This is a genomic window from Bradyrhizobium sp. CIR18, from assembly GCF_014198295.1.
GTDB lineage: Bacteria > Pseudomonadota > Alphaproteobacteria > Rhizobiales > Xanthobacteraceae > Bradyrhizobium.
This window is the reverse complement of record NZ_JACIHF010000001.1, coordinates 883,805-904,470: the sequence shown is the minus strand read 5'-3', so window position 1 is coordinate 904,470 and position 20,666 is coordinate 883,805. Positions and strand designations below refer to the sequence as shown.

The 20,666-nt window shown below is 64.1% G+C and carries 20 protein-coding genes; 13 read left to right on the top strand and 7 right to left on the bottom strand.

All coding sequences use genetic code 11. The features are described from left to right. Nucleotides 1–34: 34 nt before the first annotated feature. From GGD65_RS04380 to GGD65_RS04335, 10 genes are all read left to right on the top strand, one after another. A complete protein-coding gene (locus tag GGD65_RS04380) occupies nucleotides 35–787 on the top strand; it encodes a pyridoxine 5'-phosphate synthase (protein WP_183234485.1) in 753 nt (250 codons plus the stop codon). Further along, complete coding sequence (gene acpS, locus GGD65_RS04375) at nucleotides 784–1,203, top strand: holo-ACP synthase (RefSeq protein WP_018320010.1); 420 nt, start codon at nucleotides 784–786, stop codon at nucleotides 1,201–1,203. The genes GGD65_RS04380 and acpS overlap by 4 nt, the downstream gene beginning before the upstream one ends. 248 nt (nucleotides 1,204–1,451) lie before the next feature. After that, nucleotides 1,452–2,216: a signal peptidase I gene (lepB, locus tag GGD65_RS04370; RefSeq protein WP_018320011.1), complete on the top strand. Its 765-nt coding sequence runs from the start codon at nucleotides 1,452–1,454 to the stop codon at nucleotides 2,214–2,216. Next, on the top strand, nucleotides 2,213–3,034 hold the full coding sequence (gene rnc, locus GGD65_RS04365; protein WP_018320012.1) for a ribonuclease III: 822 nt from the start codon (nucleotides 2,213–2,215) through the stop codon (nucleotides 3,032–3,034). Before lepB ends, rnc begins: the two co-directional genes overlap by 4 nt. Continuing rightward, nucleotides 3,024–3,950 carry a GTPase Era gene (gene era / locus GGD65_RS04360; RefSeq protein ID WP_183234484.1) on the top strand — a complete coding sequence of 309 codons (927 nt, stop codon included), beginning with the start codon at nucleotides 3,024–3,026 and terminating at the stop codon, nucleotides 3,948–3,950. Before rnc ends, era begins: the two co-directional genes overlap by 11 nt. A gap of 21 nt (nucleotides 3,951–3,971) precedes the next feature. Beyond that, on the top strand, nucleotides 3,972–4,352 hold the full coding sequence (locus GGD65_RS04355) for a hypothetical protein (RefSeq protein WP_183234483.1): 381 nt from the start codon (nucleotides 3,972–3,974) through the stop codon (nucleotides 4,350–4,352). A gap of 138 nt (nucleotides 4,353–4,490) precedes the next feature. Further along, nucleotides 4,491–5,243, top strand: a complete 753-nt coding sequence (recO, locus tag GGD65_RS04350) for a DNA repair protein RecO (protein ID WP_092257550.1) — start codon at nucleotides 4,491–4,493, stop codon at nucleotides 5,241–5,243. 102 nt (nucleotides 5,244–5,345) lie between these two features. Beyond that, nucleotides 5,346–5,633 carry a hypothetical protein gene (locus GGD65_RS04345; RefSeq protein WP_092257547.1) on the top strand — a complete coding sequence of 96 codons (288 nt, stop codon included), beginning with the start codon at nucleotides 5,346–5,348 and terminating at the stop codon, nucleotides 5,631–5,633. A 60-nt stretch (nucleotides 5,634–5,693) separates the two neighbouring features. After that, the gene (gene parC, locus GGD65_RS04340; protein ID WP_018320017.1) at nucleotides 5,694–7,952 is read left to right on the top strand and encodes a DNA topoisomerase IV subunit A; all 2,259 of its coding nucleotides are present in this window, start codon (nucleotides 5,694–5,696) and stop codon (nucleotides 7,950–7,952) included. A 317-nt stretch (nucleotides 7,953–8,269) separates the two neighbouring features. Continuing rightward, nucleotides 8,270–9,814: a GMC family oxidoreductase gene (locus GGD65_RS04335; protein WP_183234950.1), complete on the top strand. Its 1,545-nt coding sequence runs from the start codon at nucleotides 8,270–8,272 to the stop codon at nucleotides 9,812–9,814. A gap of 1,808 nt (nucleotides 9,815–11,622) precedes the next feature. Here the strand turns inward: GGD65_RS04335 and GGD65_RS04330 are convergent. Next, nucleotides 11,623–12,039, bottom strand: coding sequence for a RidA family protein (locus tag GGD65_RS04330; RefSeq protein WP_183234482.1), 417 nt, complete (start codon nucleotides 12,037–12,039; stop codon nucleotides 11,623–11,625). A 301-nt stretch (nucleotides 12,040–12,340) separates the two neighbouring features. Between GGD65_RS04330 and GGD65_RS04325 the strand changes: the two genes are divergently transcribed. Next, nucleotides 12,341–13,318: an ABC transporter substrate-binding protein gene (locus GGD65_RS04325; protein WP_092257537.1), complete on the top strand. Its 978-nt coding sequence runs from the start codon at nucleotides 12,341–12,343 to the stop codon at nucleotides 13,316–13,318. Between the two features lie 144 nt (nucleotides 13,319–13,462). Here GGD65_RS04325 and GGD65_RS04320 read toward each other — a convergent pair whose 3' ends face one another. The 4 genes from GGD65_RS04320 to GGD65_RS04305 all read right to left on the bottom strand — a co-directional run bounded on the left by GGD65_RS04320 (nucleotide 13,463) and on the right by GGD65_RS04305 (nucleotide 17,189). Beyond that, nucleotides 13,463–13,750: a hypothetical protein gene (locus GGD65_RS04320; protein ID WP_157644363.1), complete on the bottom strand. Its 288-nt coding sequence runs from the start codon at nucleotides 13,748–13,750 to the stop codon at nucleotides 13,463–13,465. A gap of 368 nt (nucleotides 13,751–14,118) precedes the next feature. After that, nucleotides 14,119–14,496, bottom strand: coding sequence for a PRC-barrel domain-containing protein (locus tag GGD65_RS04315; RefSeq protein ID WP_018320022.1), 378 nt, complete (start codon nucleotides 14,494–14,496; stop codon nucleotides 14,119–14,121). 489 nt (nucleotides 14,497–14,985) lie between these two features. Next, complete coding sequence (gene chrA, locus GGD65_RS04310) at nucleotides 14,986–16,371, bottom strand: chromate efflux transporter (protein WP_183234481.1); 1,386 nt, start codon at nucleotides 16,369–16,371, stop codon at nucleotides 14,986–14,988. After that, complete coding sequence (locus GGD65_RS04305; RefSeq protein ID WP_183234480.1) at nucleotides 16,371–17,189, bottom strand: chromate resistance protein ChrB domain-containing protein; 819 nt, start codon at nucleotides 17,187–17,189, stop codon at nucleotides 16,371–16,373. Before GGD65_RS04305 ends, chrA begins: the two co-directional genes overlap by 1 nt. 197 nt (nucleotides 17,190–17,386) lie before the next feature. Between GGD65_RS04305 and dmeF the strand changes: the two genes are divergently transcribed. Next, a complete protein-coding gene (gene dmeF, locus GGD65_RS04300; protein ID WP_018320025.1) occupies nucleotides 17,387–18,361 on the top strand; it encodes a CDF family Co(II)/Ni(II) efflux transporter DmeF in 975 nt (324 codons plus the stop codon). A gap of 81 nt (nucleotides 18,362–18,442) precedes the next feature. Next, on the top strand, nucleotides 18,443–19,273 hold the full coding sequence (locus tag GGD65_RS04295) for an N-acyl homoserine lactonase family protein (RefSeq protein ID WP_183234479.1): 831 nt from the start codon (nucleotides 18,443–18,445) through the stop codon (nucleotides 19,271–19,273). Between the two features lie 6 nt (nucleotides 19,274–19,279). Here the strand turns inward: GGD65_RS04295 and GGD65_RS04290 are convergent, their stop codons facing one another. Continuing rightward, entirely contained in the window at nucleotides 19,280–19,471 is a 192-nt protein-coding gene (locus GGD65_RS04290; RefSeq protein WP_183234478.1) for a hypothetical protein, read from the bottom strand. 31 nt (nucleotides 19,472–19,502) lie between these two features. Next, the gene (locus GGD65_RS04285) at nucleotides 19,503–20,657 is read right to left on the bottom strand and encodes an MFS transporter (RefSeq protein ID WP_183234477.1); all 1,155 of its coding nucleotides are present in this window, start codon (nucleotides 20,655–20,657) and stop codon (nucleotides 19,503–19,505) included. Nucleotides 20,658–20,666: the final 9 nt, after the last annotated feature.

The window sequence follows — 20,666 nt, the reverse complement described above, 5'->3', positions numbered from 1 at the left end:
AGCCGTCCATCCCTCCGATTTCGTGAGTTCTGAAATGCCCGCTTCGAAGCTTCGCCTCGGCGTCAATATCGATCACGTCGCAACCGTGCGTAACGCGCGGGGCGGCCGCCATCCCGATCCGGTGCGCGCGGCGCTGCTGGCGATCGAAGCCGGCGCCGATGGCATCACCGCCCATTTGCGGGAGGATCGCCGCCACATCCGCGACGAGGACATGGCGCGGCTGAAGGCCGAGATCTCCAAGCCGCTCAATTTCGAGATGGCGGCGACCGACGACATGATGCGCATCTCGCTCGCCACCAAGCCGCACGCGGTGTGCCTGGTGCCGGAGCGGCGGCAGGAAGTGACCACTGAAGGTGGGCTGGATGTGGTCGGCCAGCACAACGCGCTCGCGCCCTATATCGCGCGACTGAACGATGCCGGCATTCGGGTCTCTTTGTTCATCGCCGCCGATCCCGCCCAGATCGAGATGGCGGCGCGGCTGCGCGCGCCTGTTATCGAGATTCATACCGGCGCCTGGTGCGATGCCGTCGTCGACGGCCACTCCGCCAAGGCCGAGGCCGAATGGCAGCGGATCGTGGCGGGCGTGAAGCTGGCGAAGGCGGCCGGGCTCGAGGTTCATGCCGGGCACGGGCTCGATTATGCGACGGCGGAGACGATTGCCGCCCTTCCAGAGATCATGGAGCTCAACATCGGCTACTACATGATCGGCGAAGCACTGTTCGTCGGTCTTGCCGAGACGGTGCGCAGCATGCGCGCGGCGATGGACCGCGGCCGGAGCCGGGCATGATCATCGGCGTCGGCTCCGACCTGATCGACATCACCCGCGTCGCCAAGGTGATCGAGCGCCACGGCGAGCGTTTCCTCGACCGCATCTTCACCGCGGCCGAGCGGGCCAAGGCGGAGCGGCGGGCCAAGAACGAGAAGATGGTGGTTGCGACCTACGCCAAGCGCTTCGCCGCCAAGGAGGCCTGCTCCAAGGCGCTCGGCACCGGGATCCGGCGCGGCGTCTGGTGGCGCGACATGGGGGTGGTCAACCTGCCGGGCGGGCGGCCGACCATGCAGCTGACCGGCGGGGCGCTGGCCCGGCTCCAGACCCTGACCCCGGAGGGGTTCGAGGCGCGGATCGACCTGTCGATCACCGACGACTGGCCGTTGGCGCAGGCCTTCGTGATCATTTCGGCCGTCCCGCTGCCGAAACCCTGAGGGGTCCCGGCGATTTTATGATTTGTGTTATAAATCAATACCTTATTCAGTTTTGATGCGATCCTTGATTGCGTGGCCTCCGACAACCGTCTAAAAGTCCGCGGACGCAAATCAGCTTGGGCGAATTCGGCTTTACGCCGGAATTGGCCCTCACTATCAGAATCAGGACAATCTCCTTGCGCCGCGAACCGGTGGGCCGTTCGCGGGAGGAGGGCGCTCTGTGATCGCCGGCCGGAATTGAGAGAGCAATGAGCGTGACTTCAGGAACGAAAACTGAGAGCGGCGTCGGTGAGACGATCCGGGTCGTGATCCACGCTCTCCTGATCGCGCTGGTGATCCGCACGTTCCTGTTCCAGCCCTTCAATATCCCGTCCGGCTCGATGAAGGCGACGCTGCTGGTCGGCGACTATCTGTTCGTCTCGAAATATTCCTACGGCTACAGCCACTATTCGATTCCGTTCTCGCCGCCGCTGTTCTCCGGGCGGATCTGGGGCTCCGATCCGAACCGCGGCGACATCGTCGTGTTTCGGCTGCCGAAGGACGATTCCACCGATTACATCAAGCGGGTGATCGGCCTTCCAGGCGACCGCATCCAGATGCGGGACGGGCTGCTCTACATCAACGACACGCCGGTCGAGCGGCAGCGCATGAGCGAATATGTCGGCGAGGAGCCCTGCGGCTCGGAAGGTGGCGGTATCTCCCGCGTGAAGCGCTGGAAGGAAACGCTGCCGAACGGCGTGTCCTATGAGACGCTCGACTGTGCCGACAACGGTTACGTGGACAACACCAACGTCTACACCGTGCCGGCCGGCCATTTCTTCATGATGGGCGACAACCGCGACAATTCCACCGACAGCCGCTTCCTCGGCCAGGTCGGCTATGTGCCGCAGGAGAATCTGATCGGCCGCGCCCAGATGATCTTCTTCTCCATCGCCGAAGGCGAGCATGCCTGGATGTTCTGGCGCTGGCCGTGGGCGGTGCGCTGGAATCGGTTCTTCAAAATCGTCCGATGAAAGACGAAGCCAAGGACATCGCGATCCAACCGACCGAGGCGCAAGCCGCTCCCGAGAGCGAAGCTGCAGCGAAGACGCCTGCAAAGAAGAAGCGGACGCGGAGCAGCAAGGCCAAGGGCACCGATGCCAACGCGGCGCTCGAGGCGCGCATCGGCCATAGCTTCGCTGACCCGAATATGCTGATGCAGGCGATCACGCATGTCTCGGCGCTGAAGTCCGGGCGCAAGCGCGGCGACAGCTATCAGCGCCTGGAATTCCTCGGCGACCACGTGCTCGGGCTCGTCGTCTCCGACATGCTCTATCACGCGTTCCCGAACGCCGATGAGGGCGAGCTGTCCAAGCGTCTTGCCGAGCTCGTGCGCAAGGAAAGCTGCGCCGACGTCGCCAAGTCGCTCGGTCTGCTCGACGACATCAAGCTCGGCTCGGTCGGCTCCAGCGCCGACGCGCGCCTGCGCAAGTCCATCCTCGGCGACATCTGCGAGGCCGTGATCGGCGCCATCTTCCTTGACGGCGGCCATGCGGCGGCCGCCGAGTTCGTCAAGCGCAACTGGACCGAGCGCATGCACAAGCCGCGCCGTCCCTTGCGCGATCCCAAGACCGTGCTGCAGGAATGGGCGCAGGGCAAAGGGCTGCCGACGCCGGTTTACCGCGAGGTCGAGCGCACCGGCCCGCACCACGATCCGCAATTCCGCGTAGCGGTGGACCTGCCGGGGCTCGCGCCGGCCGAGGGCATCGGCGGCAGCAAGCGCGCGGCAGAGAAAGTAGCAGCTTCAGTGATGATCGAACGTGAAGGCGTTGGCGGCGGCAATGACGGCTGAAACAAGCGGCGAGGCGCCCACTGCCACGCGCTGCGGCTTCGTTGCGCTGATCGGCGCGCCGAACGTCGGCAAGTCCACGCTGGTCAACGCGCTGGTTGGCGCCAAGGTCACGATCGTTTCGCGCAAGGTGCAGACCACGCGCGCGCTGATCCGCGGCATCGTGATCGAGAACAACGCGCAGATCATCCTGGTCGACACGCCCGGCATCTTCCTCCCCAAGCGCCGGCTCGACCGCGCCATGGTCTCGACCGCCTGGAGCGGGGCGCATGACGCCGATCTCGTCTGCGTGCTGCTCGACGCCAAGACCGGGATCGACGAGGAAGCCGAGGCGATCCTCACCAAGGCGGCCAGCGTCAATCACGAGAAGATCCTCGTCATCAACAAGGTCGATCTGGTCCAGCGCGAGAAATTGCTGGCGCTGGCACAGGCCGCCAACGAGCGCATGAAGTTCGCGCGGACCTTCATGATCGCGGCGATCTCGGGCGACGGCGTCGACGATATCCGCAAGACGCTGTCCGAGATGGTGCCGCTGGGTCCGTTCCTCTATCCCGAGGACCAGATGTCGGACGCGCCGATGCGGCAGCTGGCGGCCGAGATCACGCGCGAAAAGATCTATCAGAAGCTGCACCAGGAATTGCCCTACCAGTCCACGGTCGAGACCGACAAGTGGGAGGAGCGCAAGGACAAGTCGGTGCGGATCGAGCAAACGATCTTCGTCGAGCGCGAGAGCCAGCGCAAGATCGTGCTCGGCAAGGGCGGCGCCACCATCAAGTCGATCGGCGCGGACTCGCGCAAGGAGCTGATGCAGATCCTGGACGTGCCGGTGCATCTGTTCCTGTTCGTCAAAGTGCGCGAGAACTGGGGCGACGATCCCGATCGCTACCGCGAGATGGGCCTGGACTTTCCGAGAGAATAACCAAGAACAGATCGGTATCCGATGAGCGTGCCCAGCAATGTCCGGCGCTTCGAAGCGCTGCTCTATGCATCGTTGATGCTGGATGCCTTGTCCGTTGCGGTGCAGGACCGCACGCCCAATGCGGAGGTGACCGAGCAGATGATCATGACGGGGACCTTGCTCGCCGGCGGCATGATCCTGCTGCTGGTCTACTTCGTCAGGCTCGCCGCGCATGAGCGGAAGAACTGGCCGCGCTGGGTGCTGGCGGCGGCGCTCGTGCTGTCGGTGATCTCGCTTGGCCAGATCATCGGCCAGAAGGGCCTGGAGCTCGACAGCGCCATCGAGATCGTTTCCTGCGCGCTGACGACAATAGGCCTGTATTTCTCCTTCAGCGGCGACGCGCAGGGCTGGTTCAACGCGTGAGGTTTCGCGCGGTGCCGTAGGGTGGGCAAAGGTGCGCCCTTGCGCGCCGTGCCCACCATCTCGCGCCGTCGATCAAATTGGTGGGCACGCTTCGCTTTGCCCACCCTACGGCAGCTTTAAATGCGCTAAACTTCCTTCATGGAATGGACCGACGAAGGCATCGTGCTGGGCGTGCGGCGGCATGGCGAAAGCAGCGCCATCGTCGAGCTGTTGACGCGCGCGCACGGCCGCCATCTCGGCCTCGTCCGCGGCGGCGCCGGCTCGCGGATGCGGCCCTTGCTGCAGCCGGGGAACAGCGTCAGCGCGGTATGGCGAGCGCGGCTCGACGAGCATCTCGGCACCTACGCCATCGAAGGGCTTAAGCTGCGCGCGGCGGCGCTGTTGGGTTCGTCCCATGGCGTCTACGGCGTCACCCATCTCGCCTCGATTGCGCGCCTCTTGCCGGAGCGCGATCCGCATGAGGAGATCTTCGCGCTGCTCGAGCATTCGCTCGACGATTTCGAGGATATCGGTGGTGCAGCCGTGCACCTCATCCATTTCGAGCTGGCGATGCTCGCCGAGCTCGGCTTTGGGCTGGCGCTGGAAAACTGCGCGGTGACCGGCGAGACCACGGACCTGATCTATGTCTCGCCGAAATCCGGCGGCGCGGTGTCGCGCGGCGCTGGCGAGCCGTGGCGTGACCGCCTGTTGCGCCTGCCGCCGTTTCTGCGCCAAGGCGAAACCGCAAGCGACCTCACCGAGCAGGATCTTCAGGACGGTTTTCGGCTCACCGGCCTATTCCTGCTGCGCCACGTGCTGGAGCCGCGCGGGCAGGGCCATTCCGACGCGCGCGCGGGCTTCATCAACGCCTTGATCCGCCAGCAGGCGAAGGCGGCGATTCCCGCGCCATGAGCGTAGCGGGACTCTGCCTTGCCTCCGGATATGGAGTTCCGGCGGAACGAAGTAGAGCTGGTTGAGTTCGCTTCCTCAGGTTCCATAGCGGGGACAGCCTAAATGTTGATCAGAGGATTCGCCTTGTCCGCGGCGCTGCTCACGTTTGCGCCTGATGCAATGGCCGGCGAGCCGCAACCCGGCGTGTTTCGCCGGGCGTCCTGCACGGTCGTCCGGTATTATGTGGCGAAATATTCTGCTGCGGCCGCAGAGACATGGGCGCGGTCGAAGGGAGCGACGGAGGCCGAAATCGAGGCCGCCCGGCGCTGCCTGACCAATGCGCCGGCGCCTGCCCAAACGCCTGGTGGGACCCAGACCCAGACCGTGACAGCTGGCTGGGCGGGGCATTAGGCGCCCACAGGGAACCAATCCATCCTTGCCCGATTCGCTTCCACGGTTTAACCGGGCGGCATGGGAAAACGAATCGTTCCGCCGGAAGAACCGGCCGAAATTCACGAGGTGCCGCTGCGTGAAGCGCTCGAGGAGCGTTATCTCGCCTATGCGCTCTCCACCATCATGCACCGCGCGCTGCCCGACGCGCGCGACGGCCTGAAGCCGGTTCACCGGCGCATCCTCTACGGCATGCGCCTGCTCAGGCTCGACCCCGGCACGGCCTTCAAGAAATCCGCCAAAATCGTCGGCGACGTGATGGGCTCGTTCCATCCGCACGGCGACCAGGCGATCTACGACGCCATGGTGCGCCTCGCGCAGGACTTCTCCTCGCGCTACCCGCTGGTCGACGGCCAGGGCAATTTCGGCAATATCGACGGCGATAATCCCGCCGCCTACCGCTACACCGAAGCGCGCATGACCGACGTCGCGCGGCTTCTGCTCGACGGCATCGACGAGGACGGCGTCGAGTTCCGCGCCAATTACGACGGCCAGTCGAAGGAGCCGGTCGTGCTGCCCGGCGGCTTCCCGAACCTGCTCGCCAACGGTGCGCAGGGCATCGCGGTCGGCATGGCGACCTCGATCCCGCCGCACAACGCGGCCGAGCTTTGCGAAGCCGCGCTGCATCTGATCGAGAAGCCCGACGCCAAGTCCAAGGCGCTGATGCGTTGGGTCAAGGGGCCCGATTTCCCGACCGGCGGCATCTGCGTCGATTCCAAGCAGGCCATCGCCGAAGCCTACACCACCGGCCGCGGCTCGTTCCGCGTTCGCGCGCGGTGGGAGCAGGAGGAGGGGGCGCGAGGCGCCTGGGTCGTCGTCGTCACCGAGATTCCCTTCCTGGTGCAGAAGTCGCGGCTGATCGAGAAGGTCGCCGAGCTGCTCGACCAGAAAAAGCTGCCGCTGGTCGGCGACATCAGGGACGAGTCGGCTGAAGACGTCCGCATCGTCATCGAACCGAAATCGAAGAACGTCGATCCCGCGCTGATGATGGAATCGCTGTTCCGTCTCACCGAGCTCGAAAACAAGATTCCGCTGAACCTCAACGTGCTGATCAAGGGCCGCGTGCCCAAGGTGGTGGGTCTTGCGGAGTGCCTGCGCGAATGGCTCGACCATCTGCGCGACGTCCTGATCCGCCGCAGCAACTACCGCAAGGCGCAGATCGAGCACCGGCTGGAAGTCCTCGGCGGCTTCCTGATCGCCTATCTGAACATCGACAAGGTCATCAAGATCATCCGCACCGAGGATGAGCCGAAGCCGGCCTTGATGAAGGAGTTCAAGCTCACCGAGGTGCAGGCCGAAGCCATCCTCAACATGCGCCTGCGCTCCTTGCGCAAGCTCGAGGAGATGGAGATCCGCACCGAGGACAAGAACCTCCGTGCCGAGCTCAAGGGCATCAACGCAGTGCTCGCTTCGGAGGCCGAGCAGTGGAAGAAGGTCGGCGAGCAGGTCGGCAAGGTCCGCGACATGTTCGGACCGAAGACGCCGCTCGGCAAGCGCCGCACCACCTTTGCCGATGCGCCCGAGCACGATCTCGCCGCGATCGAGGAGGCCTTCGTCGAACGCGAGCCGGTGACGGTCGTCGTCTCCGACAAGGGCTGGATCCGCACCATGAAGGGCCATGTCGAGGATCTCTCGGGCCTTGCCTTCAAGCAGGACGACAAGCTCGGCTTCGCCTTCTTCGCCGAGACGACCTCGAAGCTGCTGCTGTTCGCCACCAACGGCAAATTCTACTCGCTCGACGTCGCCAAGCTTCCGGGCGGCCGCGGCCACGGCGAGCCGATCCGCCTGTTCATCGACCTCGAGCAGGAGGCCGCGCCGGTCGCGCTGTTCGTCAACAAGGGTGGGCGCAAATTCCTGGTCGCGAGCCACGAGGGCCAGGGCTTTGTCGTCAACGAGGACGATTGCGTCGGCACCACCAAGAAGGGCAAGCAGGTCCTCAACGTCGACATGCCGAACGAGGCGCGCACGGTCACCGAGGTGATCGGCGACACCGTTGCGGTCATCGGCGAGAACCGCAAGATGCTGATCTTCCCGCTCGACCAGGTGCCGGAGATGGCCCGCGGCCGCGGCGTCCGCCTGCAGAAGTACAAGGACGGCGGTCTCTCCGACGTTGCCGTGTTCGAGGCCAAGGCGGGTCTGACCTGGAAGGACTCCGCGGGCCGCGAATTCTCGGCGACCATGAAGGAGCTCAGCGAGTGGCAAGGCACCCGCGCCGACGCCGGCCGCCTGCCGCCGAAGGGTTTCCCGAAGTCGAACAAGTTCGGCAAGGTGATCGGGTAGGGCTCGTGTCCCGGACGCGCTGCAGCGTGCAACGCTGCTGCGCAGAGCTGGGATCCACGCCACACGGATTGCTCGGAGACATGGGCCCCGGCTCTGCAGCGCACCGCTGAAGTAGCGTTGCGCTGCGTCCGGGGCACAGGCGTGTGTGTTGCGCACATCTCTTTTCACACCGTCATTGCGGAAAGATTCTGGATTGCTTCGCTGCGCTCGCAATGACGGGCTTGCGACGGCGCCGCTCTCCAATTCGCATTCCACCACTCCGCGCGGTCTGATACCGTTCGCCAGGCCGGTGTTCTGGAATGTCGAGAAATAGCGCGATGTACGATGTCATTGTTGTCGGCGGCGGCTCCGCTGGCGCGGCTGTTGCGGCGCGGCTGTCCGAGGATCCCGCCCGGCGCGTCCTGCTGCTGGAGGCGGGGCGCGACTGGCGCGCCGATGAGGCGCCCTGGGAGGTGCGGACGCCGAACCCGATCCCGATCATCCACAAGCGCGAGTACCAGGAGAAATGGCAGTGGCCAGATCTCTTGTCGCGTCGCGTCGCCGGGCAGGAGCCGCGCTTCTACTGGCGCGGCAAGGGGCTCGGCGGCTCCTCGATGATGAACGGCCAGATCGCGATCCGCGGCGTTGCCGATGCGTTCGACGAATGGGCCGCCCATGGCTGCACCGGCTGGTCGGCCAGCGAGGTGATGCCGCTCTTCTCGGTGATCGAGGACGATTTTGAATTCGGCGCCGCCGAAGGCCATGGCCGCGGCGGACCGCTGCCGGTCTATCGCGCGCCGCCCGAGACCTGGGGCGCGATCGATCGCGGCTTGCGCGATGCCGCGCTCGCCAGCGGCTATCCCTGGTGCGCCGACCTCAACGGCCCCGACGGCGAGGGCGTCGCCTGCTATCCCATCAACAGCCGCGATGGTCGCCGCATCAGCACCAATGAGGGTTATCTCGAGCCGGCGCGAGGCCGCGCCAATCTGGAAATCCGCGGTTATGCGCTGGTCGATCGCATCCTGATCAGCGATGGCCGCGCCACCGGCGTCCGTGTCCATATCGAAGGGCAGGGCACTCACGAGATCAGTGCGCGGCAGATCGTGCTGTGCGCCGGCGCGATCCACAGCCCGGCGATCCTGCTGCGCTCGGGCATTGGCCCTGCCGAGGAATTGAAGGCGATGGGAATTGGCGTCGCGCGCGACCTGCCGGTCGGCCGCCACTACTTCGATCACCCGCTGTTTCGCACCACGATTCAGCTTCGTGAGGAGCTGCGTCCCACCGACCCCGACACCCGTCACACCAATTGCTGCGTGACCTATTCCTCGGGCCTCGCCGAGGGCGGCAAGCGCGACATGATCCTGATCGCCTTCAATCATCGCGGCATCGGCAATCCCGGGGCGATCGGCGCGGGCCTGTTCAACGCCTATTCGCGCGGCACGCTGAAGCTGGCCTCGACCGATCCGGCGATCGATCCCGTCGTCGAGGAGAACATGCTTGCCGATCCCCGCGATATGTTGCGCATGATGGACGCGGTGAGGCGGCTCGCCGTGATCACGTCGCAGCCGGCGCTCTCAGGCATTGCCGACTGGATTCGGCTCGCCGACACCGATCTGACGCTGCCGCAGGCGGCAGCGCTGCCGGATCATGAGCTCGATGCGGTGCTGCGCCGTGAGACCGGCGACATCCAGCACGCCGCCGGCAGTTGTCGCATGACCGGCGCTGGCGACCCCGACGGCGTGGTCAATCCTGACGGCAGCGTGAAAGGAATTGCGGGCCTGCGCGTCGCCGACGCCTCGATCATGCCGTCCGACTGCCGCGCCAACACGCATTTCACCACGGTGGTGATCGGCGAAGCGATCGCGCGGATGATGATGCGGTAGTTTCTGCCGCGCCAGATTCCACTTATTCCGTCATCCTGAGGTGCGAGTGGCGCGATGCAAGAGCATCGCGCCGGGAGCCTCGAAGGATGAACGGCCGAGATGCTTCGATATCTTGGCAGCGCCAGCCGGGCCGTCGCCCTTCGAGGGCCGCTGAAGAAGCGGCCACCTCCGGGTGACGGTGATGGATGGGAACGCACCGCTTGTTTCGCTACGCTCGCAACGACCGAGCAAGTGGCGGGACCTTGCTCACCAGTTCACAGACCGACCGCACTTCCCTATCTCTCGAGGTCGCGAATGCACAATCCACGATCTTGAGATTGTCGACGACACGATCTCTGGTTACGAGAGTCGAGTTTCGCGAGCGCCAGGGAGCCGCAGAACCTGTTGCGCGTTTCGCACCAGACTAGGTCTGGATCGCTGCTACACCATTGTTCATCACCGGCGTATAACCGCCTCAAGCACTTCACGTGCGGTGAGCACGCTTCAATACCCATTTGCCTACGATGCAAGATTCCAGTTGCGCAGTGCTTTATTTTGGTTGTGAGGGTCCCACTCATGACAAGGCACCTTTCGAAGCGCATTGTGACCGATGTGCTTGTCGTCGCCCTATCTTTGGTGACCATCACGATTGCAGCGACATCGTTGGGCAAGTCCGTTGTTGCTGGGATTGCCGCTTCTATTCCGGGTCCATTTCATCTTGCGTCGGAAAGGATGCTTGCCGGTGCCGGGCCGAGCAAGCCGAAACTCGCTCGCGCGCAGACAGGTTGTCGGCTTCGATCTGCGCCTTTCCAATGGAACGCGGACGAGCTTTTCGCGCCGCCTGCCGCTCCCACACGATGAATTGCCATCCCGATTGAGCGGGTGGCAAGAAGGAAGCGGCCCGTGTCGAACCCTGGCAGCACGCAGGCATGCGGCGAGTGCCCTCGGCCATGTCGAAGATCTTGGCTGACTGTGAGGTAGCTTACAGCCTTCGCTCTTGGTGCGGGATAGGTTTGAGAGGCTCTAAAACTCTGACGGAGGCATCAAGCAGGCGCACCATCGCCTTCTCGCGGCGCGTCTCGCCCGAGTCTTGCTCCAGGTGCCGCCCTCGACAAAGACAAGGGCGCAGGGAAGGCCGGGCGCCGGCTGGCACCCGTAAGTCCGTGCGCCAGAAGAGATGCACACGGGGTGGACTACAGGTCTCGCCGGATCGCCCGGCCTTCCCTGCGCGAATGGTTTTAACGGTGTCCTTCGTGCTCTCCTCGGGGAGCGTTGCACTATTGCCCCCGTCGCCTTGCGGATAATCGATGCGCGTGCCGGTCGGCCACACATCACCGCCAAGGCTTGACGCCAGAACCCCGGGCGCCGGGACCACACGACTTCTCCGTCCGCGCACGTCCTCGCTGGGAATCCGAGGGGTGGCGTGTGCTCGCCCCCGAAGCCATACGAAGACGCTGTCGGCGCCGTGTCGTTTGCGCGAAGCCATTGCTCACGGTGTCCCGCCCTGCAATGCCCGCTCGCGCCCGACGCCGTCGCGTCCATCGCTACCCAGCCCGCGGTTCGTGACGATCGCGATCCGCCCCTTGTCTCGGGCCAGGGTGAGCAGTGTGTACGACAAATCCGAATTTCGGTAAAGTGGAATATTTTGCGAGGTAGGGCTTGACAGGCGGCTTGGTCAAACTGACCGGGCTGTTTTGCCCGACGGGCGCGCTGCGACGAGCTTTTCCTTGAGGACGGGTGCTCGTGAATGACAGCTTCCAAGAGCAAGACGGAAGTCGCCCAGCTTGGTCATCATCGACGGCTTATGACCCATTGCTGCCGTCAGCCATCTACTTGCGCGCAAGAAAAACGTTAGAGGGTTCGACCTCGATCAGGAAAGCGTCGTTGGCGAGGCTCGGCACCCCGATCCAGGTTGCGCAGGGCGGGTTCTCGCCGAACGCCGTCCTGAGAGCGGTGGTGATCGCTCCACTTTCATGCATGTGACTTAGCTTGATGTAGAGTCGGAGTGAGCCGACGTCATCGAGCGTCGCGCCAACCGATGCCAATGCGACAGCCAGGTTTTCTAGGCTCTTTTCAAGTTGACGCCCGATGTCACCGGCACCGACGATGTTTCGATCGGCATCCCAAGCGACCTGGCCGGACACATTTACCACGTCACCGAACGGCGTCCGAATGACTGTAACCTGAGCAAAACCATACGGCCGGCTATCAAAGAGTCCCGCAGCAACATGGACGGATCGGGTCATTGGGGCTCCTTGTTTTTTGCCGCGGTCAACGGCGCAACTACGACGAATAGAACATACGAAGGCGACAAGCGACACTTCGGCTCCTGGCTCGACTGAGAAATCCTCACGGCCGAATCGATGTCTGCCATCTGCGGTAGTGCAGACCAGATTTGCTTTCAGCGAGACTTTCGGCCTTTGACCTGTAGCCGTCTTGCACGATGCCCCGCAATTGCGACGCAGCAATTGCCGCCTCAGCAGGTGCGACGACCATCGATGCGTGATACGCTGCGTCACCTCGTCCTCAAGCTGCGATGAGGATCGAATGAAGCGGCGGGAGTTCATAGCGGGTACTGCGGCGCTGCTCGTTTCGCCGAGACGTTCGTGGGCGCAGGGTAGACACCATCGACTTGGCTTCCTTGCTATAGGTGATGGGAGCGGGCGGGCCCTCAATCAAGCCGAGCTTGCGTTATTTGATGGGCTGCAAAAGCACGGCTGGATCGATGGAAGAAACCTGATTGTCGAGTATCGTTTTTCCCAACCCCCAGACCGACTGCCAGCTTCAGTTGCCGACCTGATTGCTCTCAGTCCCGATGTGCTCGTCGCTGCGGCGCCGCGGGCAACCACAGCCCTGAAATCCGCAACTGCCACCATCCCAATCGTATTCGTGGCAGTGTTCGATCCCGTGGGGCTTGGCCTCGTGCAAAGCCTATCGCGTCCAGGCGGCAATATAACGGGTCTCGCGACCTCCGCAGGGGTAACAATCGGAAAGCAAATCGAAATCCTCCGCGAACTAGTGCCCGGCGCTTCGAAAATCGCGCTCTTAGTCAATCCGGGCAATCCGATGCACAGGCTGATATTAGTCGAGGAGGTTCCTCCCACAGCCCGGAACCTGGGCGTGGCTCTGCCGATAGTGGAGGCGACCTCGGCTGAGCAGCTCGATACCGCCTTTGCCTCGGCCGCCGCCCAGCGCCCCGATGCAATGATCGTTCTTGGCGACCCTCTGACTGTAGTCCAGGGCCCCCGAATTGTTGCGCTCGCGGCGAAACATCGTTTGCCCGCTATTCATCTCTCACGAGAATTCGCGAATGGCGGATTGGTCGTTTATGGCCCCGATATAGCCGATCTGTTCCGCCGTGCAGGCGGTTACGTCAATAAGATCCTCAAAGGCACGAAGCCTTCCGATCTGCCGGTCGAGCAGCCGACCAAATTCCAGCTAGTGATCAACATGAAGACTGCCAAAGCGCTCGGCGTCACCGTGCCGACCTCGTTGCTCCTTCGCGCGGATGAAGTGATTGAATAGAGTTTGCTGCGCTGCATGAGTCCGGATATGGCCCTTAGCAGCTGATGGCTCGAACCCGTGTCAGTTCGGCTTTCAGAGGCAATCCCGACAGCAATCCAGGATGGCGTTTATTGCTGCTTTTGGCCCGTTGCGTCCCACCAGCATCTAGCCTGCGGGCGGGTGCAGTTTATGCCATTTTTCACGCGCGGTTTCCGCTGATCCGCCGCGCCGTACTTCATCTTCTCTAAAATCTTTCCAATACCGATAGGTGCAAAACAGCCCGTACAGCCAAAGGAAAACGAGCACCAGAACAAGCGGACCAATCAAGCCTTTCGCGAACTCGGTTGGATCGAGAATCTTCAGCAAGAAAATCAAGGCGAGACATAGGGCTCCAGCAACCGCAAAGACTCGCGCTCGTAACCGCCAAACTCGGACTTCCTCTGAAACAGTCATCCCTCTTCCTTAGGCGTACGTACGCTCTCGCGCCGAGCCGGTAGGGCGAAAGCTAGGAGGCTCATTGGGGAGACCGAAAGCAACCAGCCGACCATTCCAAATGGCACTCGTGACCCGAACGGGACATCGGGGGGCCCACAGTGCGGCTGGCAAGGCAGCGCCAATGGATCAGGAACAGACCAGAGCTTCGCTCGACAATGCGGCAGCGAACGTCATCCAAGCTTGAGACCTCGCCGCCATTGGCGACCGGATTGGGGTTCCTAACCTTGGGACGAAATCAAAAGCTGCCAGATCTGATCCGACCGCGTGGGGGCCGGCCGATCAGTTCAGCTGGCACTCACGATCGGATTTCGCTGATCTAGTCGGCGTTATAGGCCACCTCGCCCTTCCCAGTAGGTGGGCGTCCCGTAATACCGGTGGGTTCGGGTTTCCCAATTTCGATCTTCCCAGGAGTCATCGCTAAACTCAGGCGCGTCCCTCAGCTGTTGCTCCGTGATATTGGTTCGGAAGCCTTCAAGTGACGTATCATACGTCAGAGCGCCCCAGGGAATGGGGTAATGGCTGTGACCCAAGCCGACAAATCCGCCGAAGCTCATAACGGCATAAGCCACGCGACCTGACACCTTGTCGATAATTAGGTGATCAATCTCACCGATATTCTTTCCATCTGCTCCATACACCTCGGTTCCTTGAATGTCTTCGCTTGAGATGCAGTGATGATCCGGATGGGCTGTTGCGCGGGCCATGACTTTTTCTCCTTCATGGGGTAGGTGGTTTGTCGGCTTAACTCTGCCGCTCCGAGGGTGTTCCTGCGTTAGGCGTAACGGTCGCAGCGCCGATCACCAGCCTAGCGACGCTGACATGGACTTTAAGAGCTCAAACAGAGAGACGACGATGAGGCGCAGATCTGGCGACGACCGGCCGGGTCGCTTCGCGCCGCTCTGCGACGCAATATTTCGTAGCAAAGCGAATAGAAATCCTCCGGGAATTGGTGCCCGGGGCCTCGCAAATCGCGATCCTGGTCAATCCCGACAACCCGATGCATAAGCTGTTGGTAGCCGATGAGGTGCCCAGTACGGCGCGCAACCTCGGCGTGGCTCTACCGATAGTTCAGGCGACCACGGCCGAGTGCGATGCGCGAGTCTCTTGCTGGCCCAAAGCCGCCATGCAGCCCCGTCGGCTTCGATGTTGCCTTCCAACAGCAAACCGGACCAACGAACCGACGAGTACGTGCCTCAAATCACCCCCGCCAGCCTTAGCGCCACGCCCGCCGCGCAGCTGCCCGCCAGCACCGTCAGCATGCCCAGCTTGAGCCGGAAGATCGCCGTTGCTGCTGCGATCGCCAGCAGCAGCGCCGGCACATCGACGCTTCTCAGCACCGGCATGTCGAAGTTCAGCGGAAACGCATGCACCGGCACGGTCTCGCGGAACAGCGTGTGGAGCGCGAACCAGATCGAGAGGTTGAGGATCACGCCGACGACGGCGGCGGTGATCGCACTGAGCGCGCCGGCGAGGCCGGTGTTGCCGCGCAGGCGCTCGATATAGGGCGCGCCGACGAAGATCCAGAGGAAGCAGGGCGTGAACGTGACCCAGGTGGCGAGCAATCCACCCAGGGTCGCCGCCAGCATCGGCGACAGGCCGCTCGGGTCCCGATAGGCCGCCATGAAACCGACGAACTGCAGCACCATGATCAGCGGGCCCGGCGTGGTCTCGGCCATGCCGAGACCGTCCAGCATCTCGTGCGGCTTCAGCCAGTGATAGTGCTCGACGGCCTGCTGGGCGACATAGGCCAGCACCGCATAGGCGCCGCCGAAGGTGACCAGCGACATCTTCGAGAAGAACAGCGCGATCTGGCTGAAGACGTTGCCTTGCCCGAGTACCAGGAGCAGTGCGATGACAGGCACCAGCCAGAGCGCCAGCCACAGTGCGCCGACGCGGATCGCGCGCGCGATGTTGGGTTTGACGTGGTCGGGCACGGCTTCGCCGAGCATGCTGTCGATCGCGGCGCCGCTAGCGCCATGGCCGTGACCGGCCGGCGCGAATTCGGCGCGGCCGCTTCGCGCGCCGGCATAACCGATAAGGCCTGCCGCGATGATGATGATCGGGAAGGGCACTGCGAAGAAGAAGATCGCGACGAAGGCGATTGCCGCGAGCGCGATCATGATGCGGTTCTTCAGCGCGCGCTTGCCGACGCGTACCACGGCCTCGATGACGATGGCGAGCACGGCGGCCTTGAGTCCGAAGAACAGCGCCTCGACGAAGCTGACGTTGCCGAAAGCCGCGTAGATGTAGCTGAGGCCCATGATGGCGATGATGCCGGGCAGGATGAACAGCCCCCCCGCCATCAGCCCGCCGGCGGTGCGATGCATCAGCCAGCCGACATAGGTGGCGAGCTGCTGGGCCTCCGGTCCCGGCAACAGCATGCAGTAATTCAGGGCATGCAGGAAACGGCCTTCGGAGATCCACTTCTTCTCCTCGACCAGGATGCGGTGCATCACCGCGATCTGGCCCGCGGGCCCGCCGAAACTCAGGCAGGCGACGCGAAGCCAGACGCGGAACGCTTCGTTGAAGCTGATGCCGTGACCGGCATCAGCTCCTGCTTGAACATTCCGCGTGTCCATTACGCCTTCACCCTGTTGGTCGGCCAGTTGTGGGTCTCGGTGGTGGCGTCGCGGCACCAGCGGTAGAAGGCATCGTAGAGCGTCATGCCGGCTTCGAGCTGCGCGAGGTCGTCGTCATACATCCGCGACAGCCCGAGCGAGGCCGCGAGCAGGCCGGGCGCCTCCGGGGCGAGGTCGGGCCGCGCGGTGTCGGCGCCGCGCACCAGCGTGGCCAGCCGCAGCAAAGGCGGCGTCGCAATGCCGAACTCCTCGATCATCACGTCGAAGGTACAGAGTTCGCCGCGGTGGCTCCAGAACACGTTCTCGATGTCGAACGGCGCGGCGTTGAACCGCTCGCCGACCGCGACCACCTCGGACGGGGCCACATACAGGAACACCGCATTGGGATCGACGAAGCGGCGGATCAGCCAGGGGCAGGCGATGCGGTCGACCTTCGGCCGCGCCCGCGTGACCCAGACCGTGCGCCCCTTGGCATCGCGCGGCGGCAGCTTGCGGGCGTCGACCAGCGGCAGCTTGGCCGCCTTCCAGCCCTCGAAGCCGCCCTCGAGAGTCTCGGCCTCCACGCCGAGCTGGCGGAGCCAGGCCGCCGTGCCCTGCGCGAGCTTCTCGCCGCGGAAGCACGAGACGACAGCCCGGCGGCCGGCGAAGTCGCCGCCCCAGTCAGTCACATTCTCGTGGCTGAGCTTGATAGAGCCGGGGATCAGCCGCCGGTCGGCGGCAAAATCCTCTTCAGTCCGCACGTCGATCAGGACAGGCGTGTTCGCCGTGCCGATCAACCGTGCCAATTTGTCAGACGATATGGTCGTGAATGTAGACATGATGCGTCCTCGCAAGAACCGAACGGGACGCGATGCTTGGGCGTGTCGCCTCGTGGGGAGATCGCTCAAATCCCCATGGCGCAGATTACATCGAAACTAAGAAGCACTGTCAATCCGCGGGACGATTGGACCTTCGAAAAGTGCTGCCCGCCGGTCTATACTGAACCCCAGCAGACCTGAATCCCCTGGAGAATTCGATGCATTCCCATTCCATCGAACAATGGACCCATGACCACGCCTTTCTCGGCCAGAAGCACGACGAGAACGAGCGGCGCACCTGGTTCGTGGTCGTCCTGACGCTGGTCATGATGGTCGGTGAGATTGTCGCCGGCTCGCTGTTCGGTTCGATGGCGCTGCTCGCCGACGGCTGGCACATGGGCACGCATGCGGCCGCGCTCGGCATCGCCGCCTTCGCCTATCGTTTCGCGCGGCGGCATCTGGGCAATGCGCATTTCACCTTCGGCACCGGCAAGTTCGGCGATCTCGCCGCCTTCGCCAGCGCGATCATTTTGGGATTGATCGCGGTCGAGATCGCCTATGAGAGCGTGCTGCGGCTGATCAATCCGGTGCCGATCGTGTATGGCGAGGCGATCGCGGTGGCCGTCCTCGGACTTTGCGTCAACCTCGCCAGCGCGTGGCTGCTGCAGGGCAGCCACGATCATCACCATCACGGCCATGATCACGGCCACAGCCATGCGCATGATGCCCACGGGGATCACGACCATGATCATCACGGCCATCACCATCATCACGACAACAACCTTCGAGCGGCCTACGTCCATGTCATGGCCGATGCCGCGACCTCGGTGCTGGCGATCGCAGCTCTTGCCGTCGCCATGTATTCGGGCTGGGTCTGGGCCGATCCGGCGGTCGGCCTGATCGGCAGCGTGGTGATCGCGGCCTGGGCGTTCGGCCTGATCAAGTCGTCAGGCGCGGTGCTGCTCGACGTACGCGCCGATGAGAAGCTGGAGCGGGTGATCCGGGCGCGCATGGAGGTCGGCGACGACCGCGTCACTGACCTGCATCTGTGGCAGGTCGGTCCCGGCCATTGCGCCGTGCTGCTCTCGGTGGTGTCCGACAAGCCGAAGCAGCCGGCCGTCTACAAGCGGCGGCTCGCCGGATTGAAGGGCCTCAGTCACGTCACGGTGGAGGTCGAGACCTGCCTGCATTGACGTGAACCACGCGAGCGGAATTCTGCGATGCGGCCGGGGTTGATCCTCGGTCGCAGCCCGCATGGCTGTATCGGAGGAACAATGATGCCCAGGATCACGTTCGCCGTCGCCCTCGCTGCGCTCGCTCTGTCCGGCCCCGCGGCGCTGGCGCAATCGGAAAAGGCCGGCGTCGAGAAGCTCTATGTGCTCAACTGCGGCGAGGGCACCGCAGGGGATATCTCGCGCTGGACGCCCGGCCTGAACGAAGGCAAGTCGATGGACTTCGTCGACACCTGCTACCTCGTCAAGCACAGCAAGGGCTGGTTCCTGTGGGACACCGGCATCGCCGATTCCGTCGCGAGCATGCCGAATGGTCTCGTGCCCGCCGATCCCAAGGCTACCACCTGGCGCCGGCCGAAGACGCTTGCCGCCCAGCTCGAACAGCTTGGGCTGAAGCCCGATGACGTCAAGGCGATGGCGGTCTCGCACACGCACCCCGACCACACCGGCAATGTCGAGCTGTTCCCGCAGGCCACGCTCTACGTGCAGAAGGCCGAATATGACTGGCCCGGCGCCAACAACCAGCCGCGCTTCAAGCCATCGCACCCGGTCGAGCTGCTCAACGGCGACAAGGACGTCTTCGGCGATGGCAGCGTGACCATCCTGTCGACGCCCGGCCACACGCCCGGGCATCAGTCGCTGCTGGTGAAACTGCCGAAGACCGGCGCGGTGGTGCTGTCGGGCGACGCCGTCCATTTTAGGGATAATTGGGAGAACCGCCGCGTGCCCAGCATGAACGTCGACAAGGACCAGACCGCGGCCTCGATGCAGAAGATCGCCGACACGCTGGCCAAGGAGAAGGCGCAGCTCTGGATCAACCACGACAAGGCCCAGCGCGACAGCCAGAAAATGGCGCCGGAGTTTTACGACTAAGGCGGATCAGCCCTTTGGTGCCGTCACTATGGGCGGGCTCGCGTCCGGCGTCTTCTTCGGCTTGAGGGTGCCGGCGTAGAACGAGACCAGCCAGATCAAGAGAATGGCGAGGAGGTAGACGCCCCAGGCCTGCGGCGGGGTGGTGGCCCAGCGCAGGAAGCTTTTGAATGTGCGGGGCGGGCCAGCGTCCTCGGTCATGGCCCGCTTGTGCGCGAAACCTCGGGCATGGTCAATCCGGTCGCGGCTTGGTGCGGATCAGGAACAACGCCGCCAGCGCCGAGAGGCTGAGCGCGGACGAGACGATCAGCACCTTGGCGCCCATGAGGTCGATCAGCAGGCCGAAGGTCAGCGGCGCCACCGCCTGCGCCATGCGTGCCGGGGCGCCGATGATGCCGAGGCGATAGCCGAAATCCTTCGGGCCGAAGATCGACAGCGGCAGCGTGCCGCGCGCGATCGTCAGAATGCCGTTGCCCGAGCCGTGGAACAGCGCGAACGCGCTCGCCGCCGCGCCGCCGAAGATCGCCACGATCACCGCGCCGATCGGATGGGTCAGGCAGGCGAGCCGGGTCGACCACAGCGGATGGAAGCGGCTGAGGAAGCCGGCTTCCAGGATGCGCGCGCCGACCTGCGCCGGGCCGATCAGCGCGCCGGCCGCGATCGCCTCGACCGGCGTTGCGCCTGTCGTCTCGAGGATGCGCGGGAAATGCGCGGCCATGGCGCCGGTGACGGTCCAGACCGCCGCGAAGATGAAGGCGAGCAGGACCATGGTGCGGTCGAGCGGCAGATGCGGCTTCTCGGCCGCCGCCGCCTGCCTGGCGCCCTTGATCGTCGGCAGCATGAAGAAGTTGAGCGGCAGGCCGATCAGGATGTTGGCAGCGGCCCAGGCAAAGCAGGTCTCGCGCCAGCCGATATGGGACAGGCCCCAGGCTGTGAGCGGCCAGCCGACGGTGGAGGCGAAGCCCGCCATCAGCGTGATGCCGGTGATGGGCCTGCGCGCCTCGGTGCCGTAGATGCGCCCCAGCGCGGCGAAGGCGGCGTCGTAGAGCCCCATCGCCATGCCGATGCCGAGCACGAGCCAGGCGAATACCATCACCGGGACGGAATGTGCGAAGCCAAGCAGCGCGAGGCCGGTGGCAATGGTCAGGTTCGAAGCCGACAGCACCTGCCGGCCGCCGACGAGATCGATCTGACGGCCGATGCGCGGGCCGAGCATCGCCGAGATCACCAGCGAGGCCGAGAACGCGCCAAAGATCCAGTTGGAGGAGACGCCGAGGTCACGCGCCATGGGATCGGCGATCAGCGCCGGCAGATAATAGCTGGACGCCCAGGCCAGGGTCTGCGTGGTGCCGAGCGCCAGGATGATCGGAAGCTGGCGCTGGCTCATATTCCTGTA

Coding starts and splice junctions, on each gene's coding strand:
- GGD65_RS04325 (WP_092257537.1), top strand. CDS start 12,341: ATGAAGCGGCGGGAGTTCATAGCGGGTACTGCGGCGCTGCTCGTTTCG.
- GGD65_RS04345 (WP_092257547.1), top strand. CDS start 5,346: ATGTTGATCAGAGGATTCGCCTTGTCCGCGGCGCTGCTCACGTTTGCG.
- acpS (WP_018320010.1), top strand. CDS start 784: ATGATCATCGGCGTCGGCTCCGACCTGATCGACATCACCCGCGTCGCC.
- GGD65_RS04355 (WP_183234483.1), top strand. CDS start 3,972: ATGAGCGTGCCCAGCAATGTCCGGCGCTTCGAAGCGCTGCTCTATGCA.
- GGD65_RS04380 (WP_183234485.1), top strand. CDS start 35: ATGCCCGCTTCGAAGCTTCGCCTCGGCGTCAATATCGATCACGTCGCA.
- chrA (WP_183234481.1), bottom strand. CDS start 16,371: ATGGACACGCGGAATGTTCAAGCAGGAGCTGATGCCGGTCACGGCATC.
- GGD65_RS04330 (WP_183234482.1), bottom strand. CDS start 12,039: ATGACCCGATCCGTCCATGTTGCTGCGGGACTCTTTGATAGCCGGCCG.
- dmeF (WP_018320025.1), top strand. CDS start 17,387: ATGCATTCCCATTCCATCGAACAATGGACCCATGACCACGCCTTTCTC.
- GGD65_RS04285 (WP_183234477.1), bottom strand. CDS start 20,657: ATGAGCCAGCGCCAGCTTCCGATCATCCTGGCGCTCGGCACCACGCAG.
- GGD65_RS04295 (WP_183234479.1), top strand. CDS start 18,443: ATGATGCCCAGGATCACGTTCGCCGTCGCCCTCGCTGCGCTCGCTCTG.
- GGD65_RS04290 (WP_183234478.1), bottom strand. CDS start 19,471: ATGACCGAGGACGCTGGCCCGCCCCGCACATTCAAAAGCTTCCTGCGC.
- GGD65_RS04335 (WP_183234950.1), top strand. CDS start 8,270: ATGTACGATGTCATTGTTGTCGGCGGCGGCTCCGCTGGCGCGGCTGTT.
- parC (WP_018320017.1), top strand. CDS start 5,694: ATGGGAAAACGAATCGTTCCGCCGGAAGAACCGGCCGAAATTCACGAG.
- GGD65_RS04320 (WP_157644363.1), bottom strand. CDS start 13,750: ATGACTGTTTCAGAGGAAGTCCGAGTTTGGCGGTTACGAGCGCGAGTC.
- recO (WP_092257550.1), top strand. CDS start 4,491: ATGGAATGGACCGACGAAGGCATCGTGCTGGGCGTGCGGCGGCATGGC.
- lepB (WP_018320011.1), top strand. CDS start 1,452: ATGAGCGTGACTTCAGGAACGAAAACTGAGAGCGGCGTCGGTGAGACG.
- GGD65_RS04315 (WP_018320022.1), bottom strand. CDS start 14,496: ATGGCCCGCGCAACAGCCCATCCGGATCATCACTGCATCTCAAGCGAA.
- era (WP_183234484.1), top strand. CDS start 3,024: ATGACGGCTGAAACAAGCGGCGAGGCGCCCACTGCCACGCGCTGCGGC.
- GGD65_RS04305 (WP_183234480.1), bottom strand. CDS start 17,189: ATGTCTACATTCACGACCATATCGTCTGACAAATTGGCACGGTTGATC.
- rnc (WP_018320012.1), top strand. CDS start 2,213: ATGAAAGACGAAGCCAAGGACATCGCGATCCAACCGACCGAGGCGCAA.